This is a genomic window from uncultured Serinicoccus sp. (genome assembly GCF_947487915.1).
Classification (GTDB): domain Bacteria; phylum Actinomycetota; class Actinomycetes; order Actinomycetales; family Dermatophilaceae; genus Ornithinicoccus.
This window is the reverse complement of record NZ_CANKYH010000003.1, coordinates 1-17350: the sequence shown is the minus strand read 5'-3', so window position 1 is coordinate 17350 and position 17350 is coordinate 1. Positions and strand designations below refer to the sequence as shown.

Here is a 17350-nt window from a genome sequence, read left to right as displayed (position 1 = left end):
GGGCCTGGTCAGCGGATCGGCGTGGGGGGCTCCTCGCCGGCGAGCACGGCGACGGCGTTGTCCGCGGCGAGCGTGGCCATGGCGGTGCGGGTCTCGATCGTCGCCGAGCCCAGGTGCGGCACGAGGACGGCGTTCTCGCACTCCAGCAGGCCGGGGTGGACCTTCGGCTCGTCCTCGAAGACGTCCAGCCCGGCCCCGGCGATCTGCCCCTCCTGCAGCGCGTCCGCCAGCGCCGCCTCGTCGATGACCGGGCCGCGGGCGGTGTTGACCACGTAGGCGGTGCGCTTCATGGCGGCGAACTGCTCGGGCCCCAGCAGGTGGTGCGTGGCGGGAGAGTAGGGGCAGTGCAGCGAGAGCACGTCGCTCTCCGCGAGCAGGGTGTCCAGGTCCACCCGGTGCGCCCCCAGCTCCAGCTCCAGCTCGCGCGGGGCCTGGGAGCGGGAGGAGTAGATGACGTTCATCCCGAAGGCCCGAGCGCGCCGCGCCGTCGCCGCGCCGATCCCCCCGAGCCCGACGACGCCGAGCGTCTTGCGCTGCAGCCCCGACCCGAGCAGGTAGAACATGCCCCACTGCCACGGGGTGCCCGAGCGGATGACCCGCTCGCCCTCGCCGAGCCGACGGGTCGCCATGAGGATGAGGCCCATCGCGATGTCCGCCGTCGCCTCGGTGAGCACCCCGGGGGTGTTCGTCGCGACGACGCCGCGCTCGCGGCATACCTGCACGTCGACGTTGTTGTAGCCCACCGCGACGTTGGCGACGACCTGCAGCTGGTCGCCGGCGGCGTCCAGCAGCTCGGCGTCGACCTGCTCGGTGAGCAGCGTGAGCAGCGCGTCCGCGCCGCGGACCTGCTCGAGCAGCTGCTCGCGCGGCTGCTGGTCCTCGCTGTCCCAGACGTCGATCTCGTGGCCGGCGCGGCGCAGGATGTCCAGCCCCGGCTTGGGGACCCGGCCGGTCACGACCACCCGGCTCATGCGTGGCTGCCGATCCACTCGCGCAGCCCGCCCAGGCCGCGGCGGATCTGCTCCTCCGGGAGCCCCGAGTAGGCGAACCGGATGTAGCTGCGGTCCTCCCCGGGCTGCGGGCGGCCGAAGTGGTTGCGGGTGCAGAAGCTCACCCCGGTCGCGTGCAGGGCCTGCTGGGCGAAGTCGCCGACGTCGCGCGCCCCCACGATCTGGATCGCCTCGGTGACGTCGGGGAAGAGGTAGAAGGTCGAGCGCGGGGTCTCGACGAACATGCCCGGGGTCTCGCCCACGATGTCGCACGCGGCGTCCCGGCGCCCCTTCAGCGTGGTGAGCATGTCGGCCACCGGCTCCTGCGTGCCCGTGAGGGCGGCGATCCCCGCCCACTGGACGTAGTGCGTCGTGCAGGACTCGTCGTTGGTGTTCATCGTCGAGAAGACCTTGCCCATGGGGGGCGGTGCGACGGCGCAGCCGAGCCGCGAGCCGGTCATCGCGAACTTCTTGGAGAAGGTGTAGAGGATGCAGGTGCGCTCGCGCATGCCCGACAGGCTCGCGATCGAGGTCGACGTGCCCTCGTAGCGCATCTCGAAGTAGGCCTCGTCCGAGAGCACCCACAGGTCGTGCTCGATGGCGAGCTGGGCGATCGCCTCGCGCTCGGCGTCGGTCGACTCGGCGGAGATGGGGTTCTGCAGGTCGTTGTAGATGATCGCGACGGTGCGGTCGGTGATCGCGTCCCGGACCTGGTCCAGGTCGATCCGGAAGCCGTCGTCGGTCGGCAGGTAGCGGTAGGACCGTCCGCGGCCGCCGAGGTACTCGATCTGGCTCTCGTAGATGGGGAAGCCGGGGTTGGGGTAGAGCACCTCGTCACCGGGGTTCATCACGGCCTGGAGGAACTTGGTGATCACCGGCTTGCCGCCGGTCATGACGGTCACCTCGTCCGGGCCGAACGACATACCGCGACGGGACCCGATGTCGTCGGCGAGCGCAGCCCGCAGCTCCGGTATGCCGGGGCCCGGGCAGTAGCCCGTCTTGCCGTTCGCGATGGCGGCGTTCATGGCCTCGACGATGTGGTCGGCCAGCGGGAAGTCGAGGTCGCCCAGGTGGAAGGGGTAGACCTCGTGGCCCTGCGCCTTCCAGTCGGCGGCGGCCGCGGCGACCGCGAAAGCGGTCTCGGTGCCGAGGTTGTCGAGCCTGGAGGCCAGCTTCATACCCCACGTCCTTGTGTGTCGAGATCCGAGACGTGCTCACCGTATCGCGCGCCTGGTGGTGCGACGGCGGTCGGAGGTGCACACTGTCCGGTGTCGTTGCGTCAAGGATGACGACCGAAAGGGCGGTGGACATGAGCGAGCGGTCACAGGTGCAGGTCGGCGAGCGGGACTACTATCTCGGGAAGGCGATCCTGCTGGCGTCGGTGGCCGCGCTGGGTGGCTTCCTCTTCGGCTTCGACACCGCCGTCATCAACGGCGCGGTCACGGCCATGCAGGGCGACTTCGAGATGGGGTCGGTCCTCACCGGCTTCGTGGTGAGCTCGGCCCTGCTGGGCTGCATGGGCGGCGCGTATGCCGCCGGCCGCCTGGCCGAGCGCATCGGCCGGATCCGGGTGATGATGCTGGCCTCGGCGCTGTTCACGATCTCGGCCATCGGGTCGGGGTTCGCCTTCGGGCCGGCCGACATGATCCTGTGGCGCGTCGTCGGCGGCATCGGTGTGGGCGCCGCGTCCGTCATCGCACCGGCCTACATCGCCGAGATCGCGCCTGCCGCCATCCGCGGGCGGCTGGGCTCGCTGCAGCAGCTGGCCATCGTCACGGGCATCTTCATCGCCCTGCTCTCCGACTACTTCCTCGCCGGCGTGGCGGGCGGCTCCGCCGAGGCGCTCTGGGGCAGCACCGCGTGGCGCTGGATGTTCTGGGCCGAGATCATCCCGGCGCTCGCCTACGGCGTGCTGGCCACGACGATCCCCGAGTCACCGCGCTACCTCGTCACGCTGGGCCGCGTCGACGAGGCCCGCGAGGTCCTGGGGCGGGTCATGATGCGCGGCATCGCCGACCGCATCACCGAGATACAGCGCACCGTGCGGCGCGAGGCCAAGGCGTCGCTGACCGACCTGACGAAGTCCGGCGGTGGGTTGCTCCCCATCGTCTGGATCGGCATCGGGCTGTCGGTCTTCCAGCAGTTCGTCGGGATCAACGTCATCTTCTACTACTCCTCGACGCTGTGGCAGGCGGTCGGCTTCACCGAGGAGGACGCGCTCACCCAGACCGTCATCACGTCGGTGACCAACATCGTCGTCACGGTCCTCGCCATCGCACTCATCGACAAGATCGGCCGCCGGGTGCTCCTCATGGTGGGCTCGGCGGGGATGTTCGTGACGCTCGGGACGATGGCGTGGATCTTCGCCAACGCGCCGGTCGTCGACGGCTCGCCCGAGCTCGGGGACACCACCGGGCTGGTCGCTCTCATCGCGGCGAACGGCTTCGTGGTCTTCTTCGGGATGTCGTGGGGCCCGGCCGTCTGGGTGCTGCTCGGCGAGATGTTCAACAACCGGATCCGCGCGACGGCGCTCGGCGTGGCGGCGGCGGCGCAGTGGCTGGCCAACTTCGCCATCTCCACGAGCTTCCCGGCCATGGCCGACCTCGGCCTCGGCTTCGCCTACGGCTTCTACACGCTGTGCGCCCTCCTCAGCTTCCTGTTCGTCCTGAAGTTCGTGCCCGAGACCAACGGCCGCGAGCTGGAGGACATGGACTGACGCTGCCGCCGGTGGGCGCCCCGCCGCGCTGGACCGACTCATACCCAGAAGGTGCTCCTCTGCCGTGATGCATCACCGCAGAGGTGCACCTTCTGCGTATGAGTGGGGTCGGGCCCGTCGTCCACACCCCCAGCGGCGCTTCCTCGGCGTCCACAGATGCACGGCGGGGGCTGGCCGCCGCCCCGCTCGCGCCCCAGGATCACCGACATGGACGACCTCCCACGGCTCGGCGCCTTCCTCGCGGCCCACCACGGTGTCATCACCACGGCCGAGGCGCGCCGCCTCGGTCTGGGTCCGAACGACCTGCGGCGCCTCGTGTCCGACCAGCTGCTGCGGCGGGTCGGGCGCGGCGCCTATGCAGAACCGTCGCAGGACCGGACGATCGAGGCGACCAGGGCGGTCGTCGCGTTGAGCCGTGCCAGACCGGACGTCGCCGCGAGCCACCAGAGCGGGGCCCTGCGATGGGGCTTCCCGGTCCTGGCCAGCGCGCTGCCGAGAATCCACCTCACCCGGACCTCGGGCACGGCAGCGACGCGCAGCCACGCCACGTTCACGGTCCACGCCTGCCCGGGTCGCCCGGACGCCTTCGGGCTCGTGGGGCGGCTCCCGGTCGTGACCCCGGCGCTCGCGGCGGTCGGCACCGCTCTCGAGGCCGGTGTGGACGCCGGGGTCTGCGTCGCCGACGCCGCGCTGCGCGCCGACCTGGCCAGCCGGCAGGAGATGCTGGGCTGGATCGAGGCGATGCGTCGCACCCCTCACCTCTCGGCGGCTCGACACGTCGTCGCCCAGGCCAGCCCGACGGCGGAGTCGGCCGCCGAGTCCAAGGCCAGGATCCGGTTGCTCGCGCTCGGCTACCGGGTCGTCCCGCAGGTGGTCCTCCGCGAGCAGCACGGTGCCTTCGTCGCCCGCGTCGACTTCCTGCTCCCCGATCTGGGTGTCGTCGTCGAGGTCGACGGCGCGCTGAAGTATGCCGGTGCCGAGGGCCGGGCCGCCCTGGTGCAGGAGAAGCGTCGCGAGGACGGCATACGGCGCCTCGGCTACGGCGTGGCCCGCCTCGTCTGGGCCGACCTCGACGACCTCGCACGCATCCGGGCGGTCGTGGAGCGGGCAGCGTGGACGGTGACGCGCGCTGCGGAGCACGTGGCGGTCACCGTGGACGCTCACCAGCGGCGCACCGGGGCGGCGTGGGACGGCCTGCTCCTGCACTCCTCTGCAGATGTCGTTCCTCGAGCGTGATGCATCACCGCAGAGGTACACCTTCTTCGGAGGAGAGGTCGGGGATCGGTCAGCGGGGATCGATCAGCGGGGCGGGCTGATGCCGTCCAGGATGGCCACGACCTGCGCCCAGGCGTCGGTGGTGACGTCGATGTGGTCGAAGTGGCCCCCGGCGACCTCGACGAGCTCGGCCGTTGCGCCCGCGGCCCGGGCGGCTGCGACATACCCCTGCGACTGGCTGATCGGCACCTGCCCGTCGTCGGGCGCGTGCAAGGCCCACAACGGGGCGACGAGGGGGACCTGCTGCAGCGGGTCGAGCGCAGCGAAGCGCGGGTCGTCCGGGCCGAAGCCGACGAGGTCACGGGCCGCGCCGGAGCCCAGCCGCTCCCGGTGGGCCGTGCCCAGGTCGAGCACCCCGGCCTGGGAGATGACGTGGGTCACGCCGGTGCGCCCCTGCCAGCCGACGTCGAGGCGGGCGGCGGCCCAGGCCGCGAGGTGGCCGCCGGCCGAGTGGCCCAGGGTGACGACCGGGCCGTCGGCGGAGCCGTCCCCGCTGCGCTCGTCGCCCGCGGTGGCGTCACCGCCCCCACCGCCGTCGTCACCGGCGCCGACCCCGTCCTCGCCGCTCTCGCCGACCTCGTCGTCCCCACCGAGCAGCTCGATCGCGGCGTGCACGTCGTCGAAGGTGCGCGGGTAGCCGCCGCCACCGCCGACGCGGCGATACTCCACGTTGAGCGTGCTCCACCCACGGGCCACGAGGTCGGCCGCGAGCGGCTCACCGAGGTCTGCTCCGTAGGCGTCCCGCCAGAACCCGCCGTGCAGGACCACCACCGTGCCCCGGCTCGGGCCGTCGGGCACCTGGCGCTCGGCCCACTGCGACGGGTGGTCGCCGTAGCTGATCCGGCCGGTGCGCTGCTGCGCCGACGTCGCCGGTCCGGGCCCCGGTGCGGAGGGAGGTGAGGAGGCCGCCCCCGGGGTGCCGACGCCCGTCGGTCTACCGCCTGCGCCCGGGCTCCCCTGGCCGCCCGTGCACGCCGCCAGCGACAGCCCGCCGGTCAGCGCGAGCAGGGTGCGGCGGTCCAGCAGCGGGGCGAGCGGCATACGAGCGCTGCTCAGACCTTGTCGGCGGTGGTGGCCGAGGGGTCCCACCGGACGACGCCGTCGGCGGCCCAGCCGCGGTCCTTGACCGCCTCGCGGGCCTCGGCCTTGACCGGGCCGGTGAGCCTGTCGACGTAGAGGTAGCCGTCCAGGTGGTCGGTCTCGTGCTGCAGGCAGCGGGCGAGCAGCCCCTCACCCTCGACGACGACCTCGTTGCCGTCGAGGTCGGTGCCGGTCACCCGCGCACGCGGGTGCCGGGCCAGCGGGAACCACTCCCCGGGCACCGAGAGGCAGCCCTCGCCGTCCTCCTCCTCGTCCAGCGGCGCCGGGCTGCCGAGCCGCTCGAGCACGGGGTTGACCACGACGCCCCGGGCGTTGTCCTCGCCCGGGACCGGGCAGTCGTACACGAAGAGGCGCAGCCGCACGCCGACCTGGTTCGCGGCCAGGCCGACCCCCTCGGCCGCTGCCATGGTGTCGAACATGTCGTCGACGAGCGTGCGGATCTCGTCGGTGATCTCGCGCACCCGCTTGGTGCGGGCGTGCAGGGCCTTGTGGCCGATGACGGTGATGGGTCGGACTGCCATGGGGGTGATTCTAGGTTTGCCGCACGCCGACCCCCTACCCTGCCTGGATGAACTGGATCGAGGTCCTCGGCTGGGTCGGCTCGGCCATCCTGGTGGTGTCGTTGCTGCAGACGCGGGTGCTGCGGCTGCGGTGGATCAACCTGGTCGGTTGTGTCGTCCTCATCGGCTACAACGCGATCGTCGGGGTGTGGCCCATGGTCGGGCTCAACGTCGTGCTCGCCGTCATCAACGTCGTCTACCTGTGGCGGATGCTGCGCAGCCGGCACGACGCCGACGCCTACACCGTGCTCGAGGTCGAGCCCGACGACCGCTACCTGGGGCACGTGCTGAAGGTCCACGGCGAGGACATCGCGCGCTACAACCCCGGCTTCGAGCACGAGCCGGCGGCCGAGCACTCGGCCTTCCTCGTGCTGCAGGGTGACGAGACCGTCGGGGTGGTCCTCGCCCGCGACGCCGGCGAGGGCACCGCCGAGGTCGTGCTCGACTGGGTCACCCCCAGCCACCGCGACTTCTCCCCCGGTGAGTTCGTCTACCGCGAGTCCGGGTTGTTCTCCCGCCGCGGCTTCACCCGGGTCCTCTCACCAGCAGGTATGCAGCATCCCTACTACGAGCGGATCGGCTTCCGGCCGCACGGCGACAGGTTCGAGCTCGAGGTGCCCGCGGGCGGCTGACGAGGTCCGCGCGTCGGGTGGTCGGACCCCGCGCCCGGTGCGGACAGGGGGTGGCTCAGCGCAGCGGAGTGGGGTCCGGGTCGACCGCGACGCGCCGCCGCGCAGGGGCGCGGCGTGCCCCCGGGGTCTCGCCCTCCCAGTCCCAGTCCGAGGGCAGCTGGCCCGGGTCCACCGGCTCCCACTGCTGCCGCCGTCCGACCACGGCACCCCCCGACCCCGTGCGGCCGTGCCCCCCGGCGTGCCGGCCCGGGGCACCGGAGTGGGCCTGGCCGTCGGCATACCCGTCGTCGGCCTGCCCGTCGTCGTCCCAGGCGTCGCCGTCCTCGCCCGGGTCGCGCACGTCGCGGCCGAAGATGGTCTCGCACATGGCCTGGTACTTCGCATCCGGCTGCGGGATGTAGTCGATGTGGCTCAGCGCCTGGTCCTGCCCGGCGGACTCCATGACGAAGCGCCCGTAGCCGAGGAGCCGACCGGCGATGGTGCGGTCGTAGCTCATGTCGGTGACCTTGACCAGCGGCATCATGGCCACCCGCTGGGTGATGAGCCCGTAGGTCTTGAGCAGCCGGCGGTCGGTCGCGATGAACCACTCGCAGCGCCACTCCAGCACCTGCCAGCCCGCCCAGGCGCAGACGACCGCGAGGACGGACAACGCCATACCGGTCGCCGCCGGCTCGGTCACCGACGCCGCCACCCACAGGGTCAGGAAGAGGGCGGCGGCCACGGCGAACCCCGGCTTGAGGAGCTTGGCCCAGTGCCAGCGGGTCGAGACGACGACCCGCTCGTCGGTGAGCAGGTAGCGCTTGGCGACCCGACGGCTGATCCGGGGTGCGCTCGAGGGGTGGGCGCTCACGCGGCCTCGACCGGTCAGACCCCCATCAGCTGGTTGAAGAACCGGCCGATGTTGAGGAAGCCCTGGCTGATGATGTCCCAGACCGCCCGCACGATGTCCGCGGCGCGGTCGGGGTTGGTGATGACGGCGTAGATGAGGAAGCCCCACAGCAGCCAGTGCAGGACCTTCTTGACCGTGGACGGCATGTCAGGTGCCTTTCGCTGGACAGGTGGACACGGGCTGGTGTCAGTGTGGCAGATGTGACGAGGTATGCCGAGTCTCGCCACCACGTGCGTGTCGACCCCGGACAGGATCCCGGAGCAGCACCGATGCCGTCCGCCGGACCGTCAGGCCCGCAGCAGCGGCGAGGCGGCCATCCGGTCCAGGGCCTCGTCGACCTCCTGCGTGGAGCCGGCGAAGCTGAGCCGCACCTTGCGGTGTCCCTGGACGGTGTCGAAGTCCACGCCCGGCGTGAGGGCCACGCCGCAGTCGTCGAGCAGCGCCCGGCACCAGGCGACCGAGTCGTCGGTGAGGTGCCCGATGTCGCACCAGGCGTAGAACGCGCCGTCCGGCGGGGCGTAGTCGTGCAGCCCGACCTCCGGCAGCCGCCGCAGGAGGAGCTCGCGGGTGGCGGCGTACCGCTCCCGGTGGGCGTCCAGCTCCTCACGCGCGCCGGGGCCGAGTGCGGCGATCGCCGCGTGCTGGCCGATGGCCGGTGGGCAGATGTTGAGGTTGCCGGTGAGGACCTCGAGCGGTCGCCGCAGCCCGGACGGGGCGAGCAGCCACCCCACCCGCCAGCCGGTCATGGAGAAGTACTTGCTCACCGAGCCGACGACGACGCTCTCGCGCGAGGTCGCCCAGGCGCTCGTGGTCGGCCTGCCGTAGCTGAGCCCGTGGTAGATCTCATCGCTGACCAGCAGCGTCCCGTGCTCCTCGCACCACCGCGCCAGCGCCGCCAGCTCGTCGGCGTCGATGACGGTCCCCGTCGGGTTGGCGGGGGAGGCCACGATGAGTCCGGCCGGGGGCGCGGGCAGCGCCTCCAGCATCGCCACGGTCGGCTGGAAGCGGGTGTCGGGGCCGCAGTCCAGCTCCAGCACCTCGCAGCCCAGGGCCGCCAGGCTGTTGCGGTATGCCGGGTAGCCGGGCCGCGTCATCGCCACCTGGTCGCCGGCGTCGAAGGCGGCGAGGAACAGGGTGGTGAAGGCGCCTGAGCTGCCGGGGAAGACGACGACGTCGTCCGGGTCGACGTCGATGCCGGCGGTCTCCCGGTGGTGCTCGGCGACGGCGCGGCGCAGCGGCAGGATGCCGGTCGACTCGGTGTAGCCGAGGACGTCGGTGTCCAGCGCCTCGATCGCGGCGGCCCGGGCCACGGCGGGGGCCGGGGTGGAGGGCTGCCCGGCGCACAGGGTGAGCACGTCGCCGTGGGTGCGCTGCCGCAGGGCCGCGGCCTTGAGCACCTCCATGACGTGGAAGGGCTCGACCGCCGACCGGGTCGAGGCCCGCGCCCCGGCCGACGGGGCAGGCGCCGCGTCCGCGGGCTGGGGCGGCGGCATACCTGCCCTCAGACCACGCCGTAGAGCCGGTCGCCGGCGTCGCCGAGCCCCGGCACGATGTAGCCCTGCTCGTTGAGGCGCTCGTCGATGGCTCCGGTCACCAGGGTGATGGGGGGCTCGACGTCGGCCAGCCCGGCCTGGACCTTTTCGATCCCCTCCGGCGCCGAGAGCAGCGTGATGGCGGTGATGTCGTCGGCGCCGCGCTCCACGAGATAGCGGATGGCCGCGATGAGGGTCCCCCCGGTCGCGAGCATCGGGTCGAGGACGTAGCACTGCCGCCGGTCGAGGTCGTCCGGGAGCCGGTTGGCGTAGGTGTGCGCCTCGAGGGTCTCCTCGTTGCGGACCATCCCCAGGAACCCGACCTCGGCGGTCGGCAGCATCCGCATCATGCCGTCCAGCATCCCCAGCCCGGCCCGCAGGATCGGGACGACGAGCGGCTTGGGCGTGGCCAGGTGGATGCCCGTCGTCGCCGCCACCGGCGTCTCGATCTCGAACGGCGAGACCCGCACCTCGCGGGTCGCCTCGTAGGCGAGCAGCGTCACCAGCTCGTCCGCCAGGCGGCGGAAGGTCGGGGTGTCGGTCCTCCGGTCGCGCAGGTAGGTCAGCTTGTGGGCGATGAGCGGGTGGTCGGCAACGAGGACGCGCATACGCCAGACTCTAGGACGTGACCGACGTGCCCGACACCCCGCCCGCACCCCTGGCGGACGCGGCGTGGGGCCCGGGGAGGTATGCCGACTGGGTCGCCGAGGCGCTCGCGCAGGCCCGGGCGGTGGGGGAGTCCGGTGACGTGCCCGTCGGGGCGGTCGTCGTCGACGCCGACGGGCGGGTGGTCGGACGGGGACGCAACGTGCGCGAGCTGGAGCACGACCCGACCGGGCACGCGGAGGTCGCGGCCCTGCGTGAGGCCGGCGCCGGCCTCGGGTCCTGGCGGCTGGACGGGTGCTCGCTCGTCGTGACCCTGGAGCCGTGCGCGATGTGTGCCGGGGCGGCCGTGCTCGCCCGGGTCGACCGGGTGGTCTTCGGGGCCTGGGACGACAAGGCCGGGGCGTGCGGGTCGGTGTGGGACCTGCCCCGGGACCGCCGCTCGCTGCACCGGGTCGAGGTGGTCGGCGGGGTGCTGGAGGAGGAGTGCGCGGCGCTGCTCACCACCTTCTTCGCCGACCGCCGGTGACGGGGAGACTGTTTGGGGTGGGCCCGGCTCGTCGGGTAGCCTCATCGGCGGTGGCGTGTCCGAGCGGCCTAAGGAGCACGCCTCGAAAGCGTGTGTGGGCGCAAGTCCACCGTGGGTTCAAATCCCACCGCCACCGCGGTGTCGTCATCGACGCGCAGGAGAACCCCCGGACCACCGGTCCGGGGGTTCTCTGGTGCTCGGGGCCGCCGGTCAGGAGACGGCGTCGGCCAGGCCGATGAGGCCGAGGACCACGAGGGCGGCCAGCACCCACAGCACGAGGAAGACGGACCCGACGACCCCGAGCGCGCGGGCCACCACCAGCTGCCGGCGGCCACGGGTCGGGGAGGGGGAGCGGTCGACCTCGCGCAGCGCGAGATGGGCCACCGCCCAGGCGACGGGCCCGAGGACCGCGACGCCGCAGACCGACAGGATCCCGAGGATGAGGGCTGTCCCGGCCCGGGGGTGCGGCTCCGCGGGGGTGCTGCGGGGGCGCGCGCTGGCAGGTCTCCGGTCCGACCGCGCCGGCCCGGGACCGGCATACGGGTCGACGGGCTCGGAGCCACCGCCGAACTGCGGCGTGGGTGGGGGCTCGAAGCGGTACATGCCCCGAGGCTACCCGGCGGCCCTCGGAGCCGCCTGGGCGAGACCACGCCCGTCACAGAAACCTCTCAGAGAGCTCTAGCCCCGCGCGTGGTCATCGCGTTATGCTCACGCCGCCTCCTCTCGTCCCCAGAAGGTCGGAGGCCGCCCTCCTCGTCCCCGAGGGCCGCATGTCTCGTCCCCGAGGGCCGCATGTCTCGTCCCCGGAAGTGAGCCACCATGCTCCGTCGTCCCCTGCGTCGCACCCTCGTCACGGCGCTCGCCACGGGCCTGCTGGCCTCCCCCCTCGTGGCCGTCGCCGAGCCCCCGACGGACGAGGTGAGCCGACCCGGCGCGCTGACGCTCCCGGCTGCGCCCGCCGTCCAGGTGCGCGCCCCGACGGATGCGTCGACGCCCGCGGCCGTCGAGGTGCCCGCCCCGACCGCCGTGCGCGCGGCCGACCTGGCGGCCGCCGCCGACCGCGGGGCCGCGTGGCTCACCGTCCAGGCCGGCACCGGCCGGATGACGACCGACGGACTCGCCCTGGCCGTCGTCGCGCTGGGTGCGGCCGGCCCGGAGCACTCCAGCGACCTGCAACGCCTCACCGGCCAGCTGGAGCGTCGCGCCCCCACGGCGGCGGCCGACCCCGTGGTCCTCGGACTCACCGCGATCGCGGTCGACGTCGCCGGCCGCAACCCGCGGTCCTTCGGTGGCGTCGACCTCGTGGCCGCCCTGCGGAACGAGCTGGCCGACGGACGGTGCGGCGACGACTGGGTCTTCGTCACCGGCATCTGCGTCATGGGCCTGAAGCGCAGCGGCGGCACCGTCCCGCAGGCCGCCGTCGACGCCGTCGCCGCGGCGGCCGACCCGACGACCGCAGGCATCCGCTCCGGTGGCGGCGTCGAGGCGTGGTCCACCGCCGTCACGCCCCAGGCCATGGCGGCCGTCGACACCATGCGCACGGCCCGCGCGACCGGGCTCGGCGCCCGCGACTACCTCTCGCTCTCCCGCGGCAGCTCGCCGGTGCTCGCCGAGGACCTGCCCGTCGGGGTCAACGCGCTGGCCCAGCAGAGCTTCGCCATGGCCCGGACCCACGCCGACGAGCCGGCGCGGCGCGACGCCACCATGACCTGGCTGCTGCAGCAGCAGCACGCCGACGGGGCGCTGCCCGAGTTCTACGAGCACGCCGACGGGGACGTCTGGGCGACCGCCCTGACGGTCCTCGCGTGGTCGGGGCGCTCCCTGTCCACCGACGCCGCCGCGACGACCGGCTACCAGCGGCACTCCGTCGTCGAGCGCATCAGCGGCACCGACCGCTACGCCGTCGCCGCCAACATCGCCGCGTCCTGGGCCGAGGGCGCGGACACGGTCGTCGTCGTGTCGGGCCAGAACTTCCCCGACGCGCTGTCCGGCTCCGCGCTCGCGGGCCTCCTGGGCGGCCCCGTCCTGCTCACCCGCAAGGACAGCCTGCCGGCCTCGACGGTGCGTGCCCTGCAGGCTCTGGACCCGCGGCGGGTCGTCGTGCTGGGCGGCACCGGGGCGGTGACCAAGGGGGTGGCCGACGAGCTCCTGCGCTACGCCGACGGGGTGGAACGCGTGACCGGGGCCAACCGCTACGCCGTCTCCGGTGCGGTGGCCTCCTCCTTCTGGGAGCAGGGAGGGTCCACGGCCTACCTGGCGACCGGTGACAACTGGCCGGACGGCCTGACCGGCGGGGCGGCCGCGGCCTACGAGGGCGCACCGCTGCTCCTCACCAAGCGCGGCGAGGTGCCGGCCCCGGTGATGGACGCCCTGCGGTACCTACGACCGGACGAGGTCGTCGTGCTCGGTGGCACCGGCGCCGTGTCCGGCGACGTCATCACCCAGCTGCGCCGGGGCCTCGGCGGCGCCTCGGCGCCCACCATCCGCAGGCTCGACGGCAAGGACCGGTATGCCGTCGCCTCCCGCGTCGCGCAGCGCATCCCGGCTGCGCAGGAGATGGCCTTCGTCGCCACCGGCCGCAACTGGCCGGACGCCCTCGCCGGCGGCGCGCTCGCCGGCCAGGTCGGCAGCCCCATGCTGCTCGTGCGCCCCGACGGACTGCCCACCCAGAGCCGGCAGAGCCTGGAGCTGCGCCGGCCGGGCTACGTCGGCGCGTTCGGTGGTCCGGCGGCGATCCAGCCGGTGGCGCTGCAGCAGGTGCGGCTCGTCGACACCGGCCGGTAGTCGACACGGGACGTCAGACCGCGAGCAGCAGGACCCCCAGCACCGCGGCCACGACGGTGACCACCAGCACGGCGAGGAGGGCGGTCGCCACCACCCCCATGGCCTGGGCGGCGACCAGCTGGCCCCGGTTGGTGACCACGACCGGGGCGGCGTCCACCTCCCGCAGCGCCCGGCGGGACATCGCCCAGGCGAACGGCCCGAGCGGGGTGAAGACGGTCACGCTCAGCAGCCCGAGGACCAGGGACGAGGTGCCCCGCGGGTGCTGGTAGCCCGGCGGCCCCCACGGGCCGCACCCCAGGGGTGGTGCTCCCCAGGGGGAGCCAGGGTCAGGAGGAACTCCCGCACGGAGGTCCTCCGGGGGGTGGAGGGTCGGCCCGCGGGGCGGGGGCGGGTGGTGCGTGGTCGACGGCGGTGCTCCGAGGTGGTCCATGGACCGAACCTAGGGCTGATCGTGGGCCCGCCGCCGAGGTTGTCCACAGGCACGCTCAGCGGGCGTGGAGCTCCTGGGCGGCGGCCGCGATGTCGTCGAGCTCGGTGCGCAGCGCCTTCTCGGTCAGCTTGAGCCCCAGCGGGCCGACGACCCGCAGCGCCAGGCGCTGGAGGGCGCGGGGGTCCGGCGTGCTGGCGCTGAAGTGCACCGTCAGCAGGGTGGCGTCGGCCTCCGCGAGCGGCTCGAGGGTCAGCACCGTGCGATAGGTGGTGTTGCCGGAGCGCGCCTCGGTCTCGGTCCGGCGCTCGGGGTCGTTGTCGACCACCCAGATCTCCTGGGTGTCCGAGGCGCCCATCATTCGGCGCGTCTCGCGCCAGCCGGTGCCGATGGCATACGGGCCGGGGGTGATGACGTGCAGGTCGGTGACCTGGGAGAGGCGCTCCTGGGCGTGGTCGAGGTCGGTGACGACCTTCCAGACCGCCCCGGCCGGGGCCTCGACCCGGCGCTCGACGCGCACCTCGTGCTTCGCGCTCATCGACCCTCCCCCGTCGGCTCGGGCTCCTCGGGGGCGGGCAGGTCCTCCCAGGCGTCGCCCAGCACGAGGTCCAGCGTCGCGTCCTCGCGCTCGTCCTGCACCAGCTCCACCTCCTGGGGGAGGGCCTCGGCCAGCAGCTGGGCACCCTCCAGGCCGGAGGGGCCGTGGATGATCTGCCCGGGGCCCTCGAGGTCGGCGCCGGAGTTGTCCACCCCGTCGACGGTGAACCCGCGCGCCTGCAGACCCTCGCTCGCCCGGCCGGCCAGCCCCGCGACGCCCGTGGAGTTGAAGACGTTGACGACGACGTCCTCCGCCGCGAGCGTGGGGGTCGGCGCCGCCACCGTCGCCGGGGCCTCGTCGGCGTCCCCGCCCATCCCGAACCAGCCCTGCATGGAGGCCATCGCCAGGACCAGGGCCAGCACGAGCACGCCGAGCAGCGCCGCCATGACCATGGCGGCGCGACGACGCGCCCGGCGGGCGGCCGTCGACATGCCGGCGGTGCGCACGTATCCCACGCAGAAGTCCTTCCCGAAGGGCAGCAGGCTAGCGAGTCGCCGTGCCGTCGAGGTCGAGGACACGCCCGTGGACGGCGGGTCGGCCCTGGAGGGCGGCCCGCAGGGCACGGTGCAGGCCGTCCTCGAGGTAGAGGGTGCCCCGCCACCGGACGACGTGGCAGAAGATGTCGCCGTAGAAGGTGGAGTCGGAGGACAGCAGCGCCCTCAGGTCCAGCTGCGAGCGCGTCGTCACGAGGTCGTCCAGCCGCAGCATCCGGGGTGGCAGGTGGGCCCAGTCGCCGGGCTCGTCCAGGCCGTGCGGGGGGTAGGGCTGCTCGTCCCCGACGCCCTTGAAGATCATGCCGCGCAGTCTAGAGTCTGGGGGGTGAGCCAGCAGAGCAGCAGCCAGGTCGACCGGATCCGGGACGCGTACGCCTTCGCCGGACCGAGCATCACGCTGGGCGGCGCGGTCGGCCCCGACGGGGACGCCGTGGCGAGCGAGGCGGTCGTCCGGCTGCCGCTGGGGTCGATGAACCGGCACGGCCTGGTCGCGGGGGCGACCGGCACCGGCAAGACGGTCACGCTCCAGGTGCTCGCCGAGCAGCTCTCCGACGCCGGGGTGCCGGTCTTCCTCGCGGACGTCAAGGGCGACCTCACCGGGTTGGCGACCCCGGCCGAGGGCGGGGGCAAGATCGAGGAGCGGATGACCGGCCTCGCCCAGGAGTGGGAGGCGAAGGCATACCCGGTCGAGCTGCTCAACCTCGGCGGGCACGGCACGGGCAACCCGGTGCGGGCCACGGTCACCGCCTTCGGGCCGACGCTGCTGTCGAAGGTCCTGGGTCTCAACCAGACCCAGGAGTCCAGCCTGGGCCTGATCTTCTACTGGGCCGACCAGCAGGGGCTGGCGCTCCTGGACCTCGAGGACCTCATCGCGGTCACCCAGCACCTCATCTCCGACGAGGGGAGGGCGGACCTCAAGGGGCTGGGCGGCATCGCGACGTCGACGGCCGGGGTGATCCTGCGCGAGCTCATCGGCCTGTCCGCGGCCGGGGGAGACGTCTTCTTCGGCGAGCCGGAGTTCGAGACCGCCGACCTGATGCGCACCACCGCCGATGGGGCCGGCGTCATCACGCTGCTCGAGCTGCCCGGGGTGCGGGACCGGCCGGTGCTGTTCTCCACCTTCCTCATGTGGCTGCTGGCCGAGCTCTTCCAGGACCTCCCCGAGGTGGGCGACCCGGAGAAGCCGACCCTCGTCTTCGTCCTCGACGAGGCGCACCTGCTCTTCGACGACGCCTCCGACGCCTTCCTCGACGCCGTCGAGCAGGCGGTGCGCCTCATCCGGTCCAAGGGCGTCGGGGTCTTCTTCGTCACGCAGACCCCCACGGACGTGCCGGACGCCATCCTCGCCCAGCTGGGCAACCGGGTGCAGCACGCGCTGCGCGCCCACACCCCCAACGACGCCAAGGCGCTCAGGGCGACCGTGTCGACCTTCCCCACCAGCGACTACGACCTCGGCGAGGTCCTGACCTCGCTGCGCACCGGCGAGGCGGTCGTCACCGTCCTGTCCGAGGAGGGCGCGCCGACCCCGGTCGCGCGCACCATGCTCCGGGCCCCCCAGGCCCGCATCGGGCCCTCGGAGGAGGAGGTCGTGCGGACGCTGGTGGCCGGGTCCTCGCTGTCCGGCCGGTATGCCGAGGCGCTCGACCGCGAGTCCGCGCACGAGATGCTGGCCGCCAGGATGGAGGAGGCGACCCGGGCGGCGCAGGAGCAGGAGGCCGCCGAGGCCGCGGCGCAGGGGCGGGAGCGGGAGGCGGCCCCGGCCCCGGGCGGCGCGGGGCGTCGCCGCTCGGGTGGCGGCGGGGGACGTCCGGACCCGGACGGGGGCGTGCTCGAGCAGGTCGTCTCCTCCGGCGCGTTCCGCTCGATGCTGCGCTCGGCCGGCACCGTCATCGGGCGGGAGATCACCCGCTCGGTCTTCGGCACCCGCCGCCGCTAGGCACGCACCGGACGCGCCCCGGCTGCGCGTTTGGGCCGCTCGCACCGCCTCGGGTATTCTGCTGCGCGGAGGATTCGCATAGCGGCCTAGTGCGCACGATTGGAAATCGTGTTGGGATAAAACCCTCGGGGGTTCAAATCCCCCATCCTCCGCCAGCCGGGCAGGCCCCGGGCCACCGTTTCCACCGGTGACCCGGGGCCTTCCGCATGCCGGGCAGGCCCGGGCGACCGGGCCGTCTTGGTCAGGTCCGGCCCAGCACCTAGACTGGTCGGCGGACCCCTCGTG

General features: G+C 73.4%; 18 protein-coding genes, 2 tRNA genes and 1 pseudogene. 8 read left to right on the top strand and 13 right to left on the bottom strand.

Translation table 11 applies throughout. The annotated features are described in order from the left end of the window. Positions 1-8: 8 nt before the first annotated feature. Together Q0795_RS03770 and Q0795_RS03765 are read right to left on the bottom strand one after the other, a co-directional pair. Complete coding sequence (locus Q0795_RS03770; RefSeq protein WP_298886682.1) at positions 9-971, bottom strand: D-glycerate dehydrogenase; 963 nt, start codon at positions 969-971, stop codon at positions 9-11. Then, on the bottom strand, positions 968-2167 hold the full coding sequence (locus Q0795_RS03765; protein WP_298886680.1) for an aminotransferase class I/II-fold pyridoxal phosphate-dependent enzyme: 1200 nt from the start codon (positions 2165-2167) through the stop codon (positions 968-970). The genes Q0795_RS03770 and Q0795_RS03765 overlap by 4 nt, the downstream gene beginning before the upstream one ends. Positions 2168-2298: 131 nt before the next feature. Between Q0795_RS03765 and Q0795_RS03760 the strand changes: the two genes are divergently transcribed. Both Q0795_RS03760 and Q0795_RS03755 read left to right on the top strand, forming a co-directional pair. Beyond that, positions 2299-3705: a sugar porter family MFS transporter gene (locus tag Q0795_RS03760; protein ID WP_298886677.1), complete on the top strand. Its 1407-nt coding sequence runs from the start codon at positions 2299-2301 to the stop codon at positions 3703-3705. 207 nt (positions 3706-3912) lie between these two features. After that, positions 3913-4941: a type IV toxin-antitoxin system AbiEi family antitoxin domain-containing protein gene (locus Q0795_RS03755; protein ID WP_298886674.1), complete on the top strand. Its 1029-nt coding sequence runs from the start codon at positions 3913-3915 to the stop codon at positions 4939-4941. A 63-nt stretch (positions 4942-5004) separates the two neighbouring features. Here Q0795_RS03755 and Q0795_RS03750 read toward each other — a convergent pair whose 3' ends face one another. Next, complete coding sequence (locus Q0795_RS03750; RefSeq protein ID WP_298886671.1) at positions 5005-6021, bottom strand: alpha/beta hydrolase; 1017 nt, start codon at positions 6019-6021, stop codon at positions 5005-5007. Between the two features lie 11 nt (positions 6022-6032). Next, positions 6033-6602, bottom strand: coding sequence for a peptide deformylase (gene def / locus Q0795_RS03745; protein WP_298886668.1), 570 nt, complete (start codon positions 6600-6602; stop codon positions 6033-6035). 44 nt (positions 6603-6646) lie between these two features. On the opposite strand from def, the pseudogene Q0795_RS03740 reads away from it, so the two are divergent. Then, positions 6647-7273, top strand: a pseudogene (locus Q0795_RS03740) (YgjV family protein); the annotation flags it as partial. Positions 7274-7328: 55 nt separating this feature from the next. Here the strand turns inward: Q0795_RS03740 and Q0795_RS03735 are convergent. From Q0795_RS03735 to upp, 4 genes are all read right to left on the bottom strand, one after another. Further along, a complete protein-coding gene (locus Q0795_RS03735) occupies positions 7329-8123 on the bottom strand; it encodes a PH domain-containing protein (protein WP_298886665.1) in 795 nt (264 codons plus the stop codon). A gap of 14 nt (positions 8124-8137) precedes the next feature. After that, positions 8138-8308 carry a hypothetical protein gene (locus Q0795_RS03730; protein WP_165368457.1) on the bottom strand — a complete coding sequence of 57 codons (171 nt, stop codon included), beginning with the start codon at positions 8306-8308 and terminating at the stop codon, positions 8138-8140. Between the two features lie 141 nt (positions 8309-8449). Beyond that, positions 8450-9655, bottom strand: a complete 1206-nt coding sequence (locus Q0795_RS03725) for an aminotransferase class I/II-fold pyridoxal phosphate-dependent enzyme (protein WP_298886662.1) — start codon at positions 9653-9655, stop codon at positions 8450-8452. An 8-nt stretch (positions 9656-9663) separates the two neighbouring features. Beyond that, positions 9664-10302, bottom strand: coding sequence for a uracil phosphoribosyltransferase (gene upp / locus Q0795_RS03720; protein WP_298886659.1), 639 nt, complete (start codon positions 10300-10302; stop codon positions 9664-9666). A gap of 50 nt (positions 10303-10352) precedes the next feature. On the opposite strand from upp, the gene Q0795_RS03715 reads away from it, so the two are divergent. Together Q0795_RS03715 and Q0795_RS03710 are read left to right on the top strand one after the other, a co-directional pair. Beyond that, positions 10353-10826, top strand: a complete 474-nt coding sequence (locus tag Q0795_RS03715; RefSeq protein ID WP_298887518.1) for a nucleoside deaminase — start codon at positions 10353-10355, stop codon at positions 10824-10826. 49 nt (positions 10827-10875) lie between these two features. Further along, a tRNA-Ser gene (locus Q0795_RS03710) sits at positions 10876-10962 on the top strand. Between the two features lie 74 nt (positions 10963-11036). On the opposite strand, the gene Q0795_RS03705 is transcribed toward Q0795_RS03710, so the two are convergent. Continuing rightward, positions 11037-11429, bottom strand: coding sequence for a hypothetical protein (locus tag Q0795_RS03705; RefSeq protein WP_298886656.1), 393 nt, complete (start codon positions 11427-11429; stop codon positions 11037-11039). Positions 11430-11645: 216 nt separating this feature from the next. Between Q0795_RS03705 and Q0795_RS03700 the strand changes: the two genes are divergently transcribed. Beyond that, the gene (locus Q0795_RS03700) at positions 11646-13610 is read left to right on the top strand and encodes a cell wall-binding repeat-containing protein (protein WP_298886653.1); all 1965 of its coding nucleotides are present in this window, start codon (positions 11646-11648) and stop codon (positions 13608-13610) included. Positions 13611-13623: 13 nt separating this feature from the next. On the opposite strand, the gene Q0795_RS03695 is transcribed toward Q0795_RS03700, so the two are convergent. From Q0795_RS03695 to Q0795_RS03680, 4 genes are read right to left on the bottom strand one after another with little or no spacing between them, the layout of a single operon-like run. Next, complete coding sequence (locus tag Q0795_RS03695) at positions 13624-14040, bottom strand: hypothetical protein (RefSeq protein WP_298886649.1); 417 nt, start codon at positions 14038-14040, stop codon at positions 13624-13626. A 55-nt stretch (positions 14041-14095) separates the two neighbouring features. Continuing rightward, positions 14096-14575, bottom strand: a complete 480-nt coding sequence (locus Q0795_RS03690; protein ID WP_298886646.1) for an SRPBCC family protein — start codon at positions 14573-14575, stop codon at positions 14096-14098. Next, positions 14572-15090: a LytR C-terminal domain-containing protein gene (locus Q0795_RS03685; RefSeq protein ID WP_298886643.1), complete on the bottom strand. Its 519-nt coding sequence runs from the start codon at positions 15088-15090 to the stop codon at positions 14572-14574. Before Q0795_RS03685 ends, Q0795_RS03690 begins: the two co-directional genes overlap by 4 nt. 28 nt (positions 15091-15118) lie before the next feature. Continuing rightward, entirely contained in the window at positions 15119-15430 is a 312-nt protein-coding gene (locus Q0795_RS03680) for a type II toxin-antitoxin system VapB family antitoxin (protein ID WP_139722429.1), read from the bottom strand. A gap of 24 nt (positions 15431-15454) precedes the next feature. Here Q0795_RS03680 and Q0795_RS03675 point away from each other — a divergent pair, with 24 nt between their 5' ends. Together Q0795_RS03675 and Q0795_RS03670 are read left to right on the top strand one after the other, a co-directional pair. Continuing rightward, a complete protein-coding gene (locus tag Q0795_RS03675) occupies positions 15455-17065 on the top strand; it encodes a helicase HerA-like domain-containing protein (RefSeq protein ID WP_298886641.1) in 1611 nt (536 codons plus the stop codon). Between the two features lie 67 nt (positions 17066-17132). Beyond that, positions 17133-17220: transfer RNA gene (locus tag Q0795_RS03670), tRNA-Ser, on the top strand. Positions 17221-17350 lie beyond the last annotated feature (130 nt).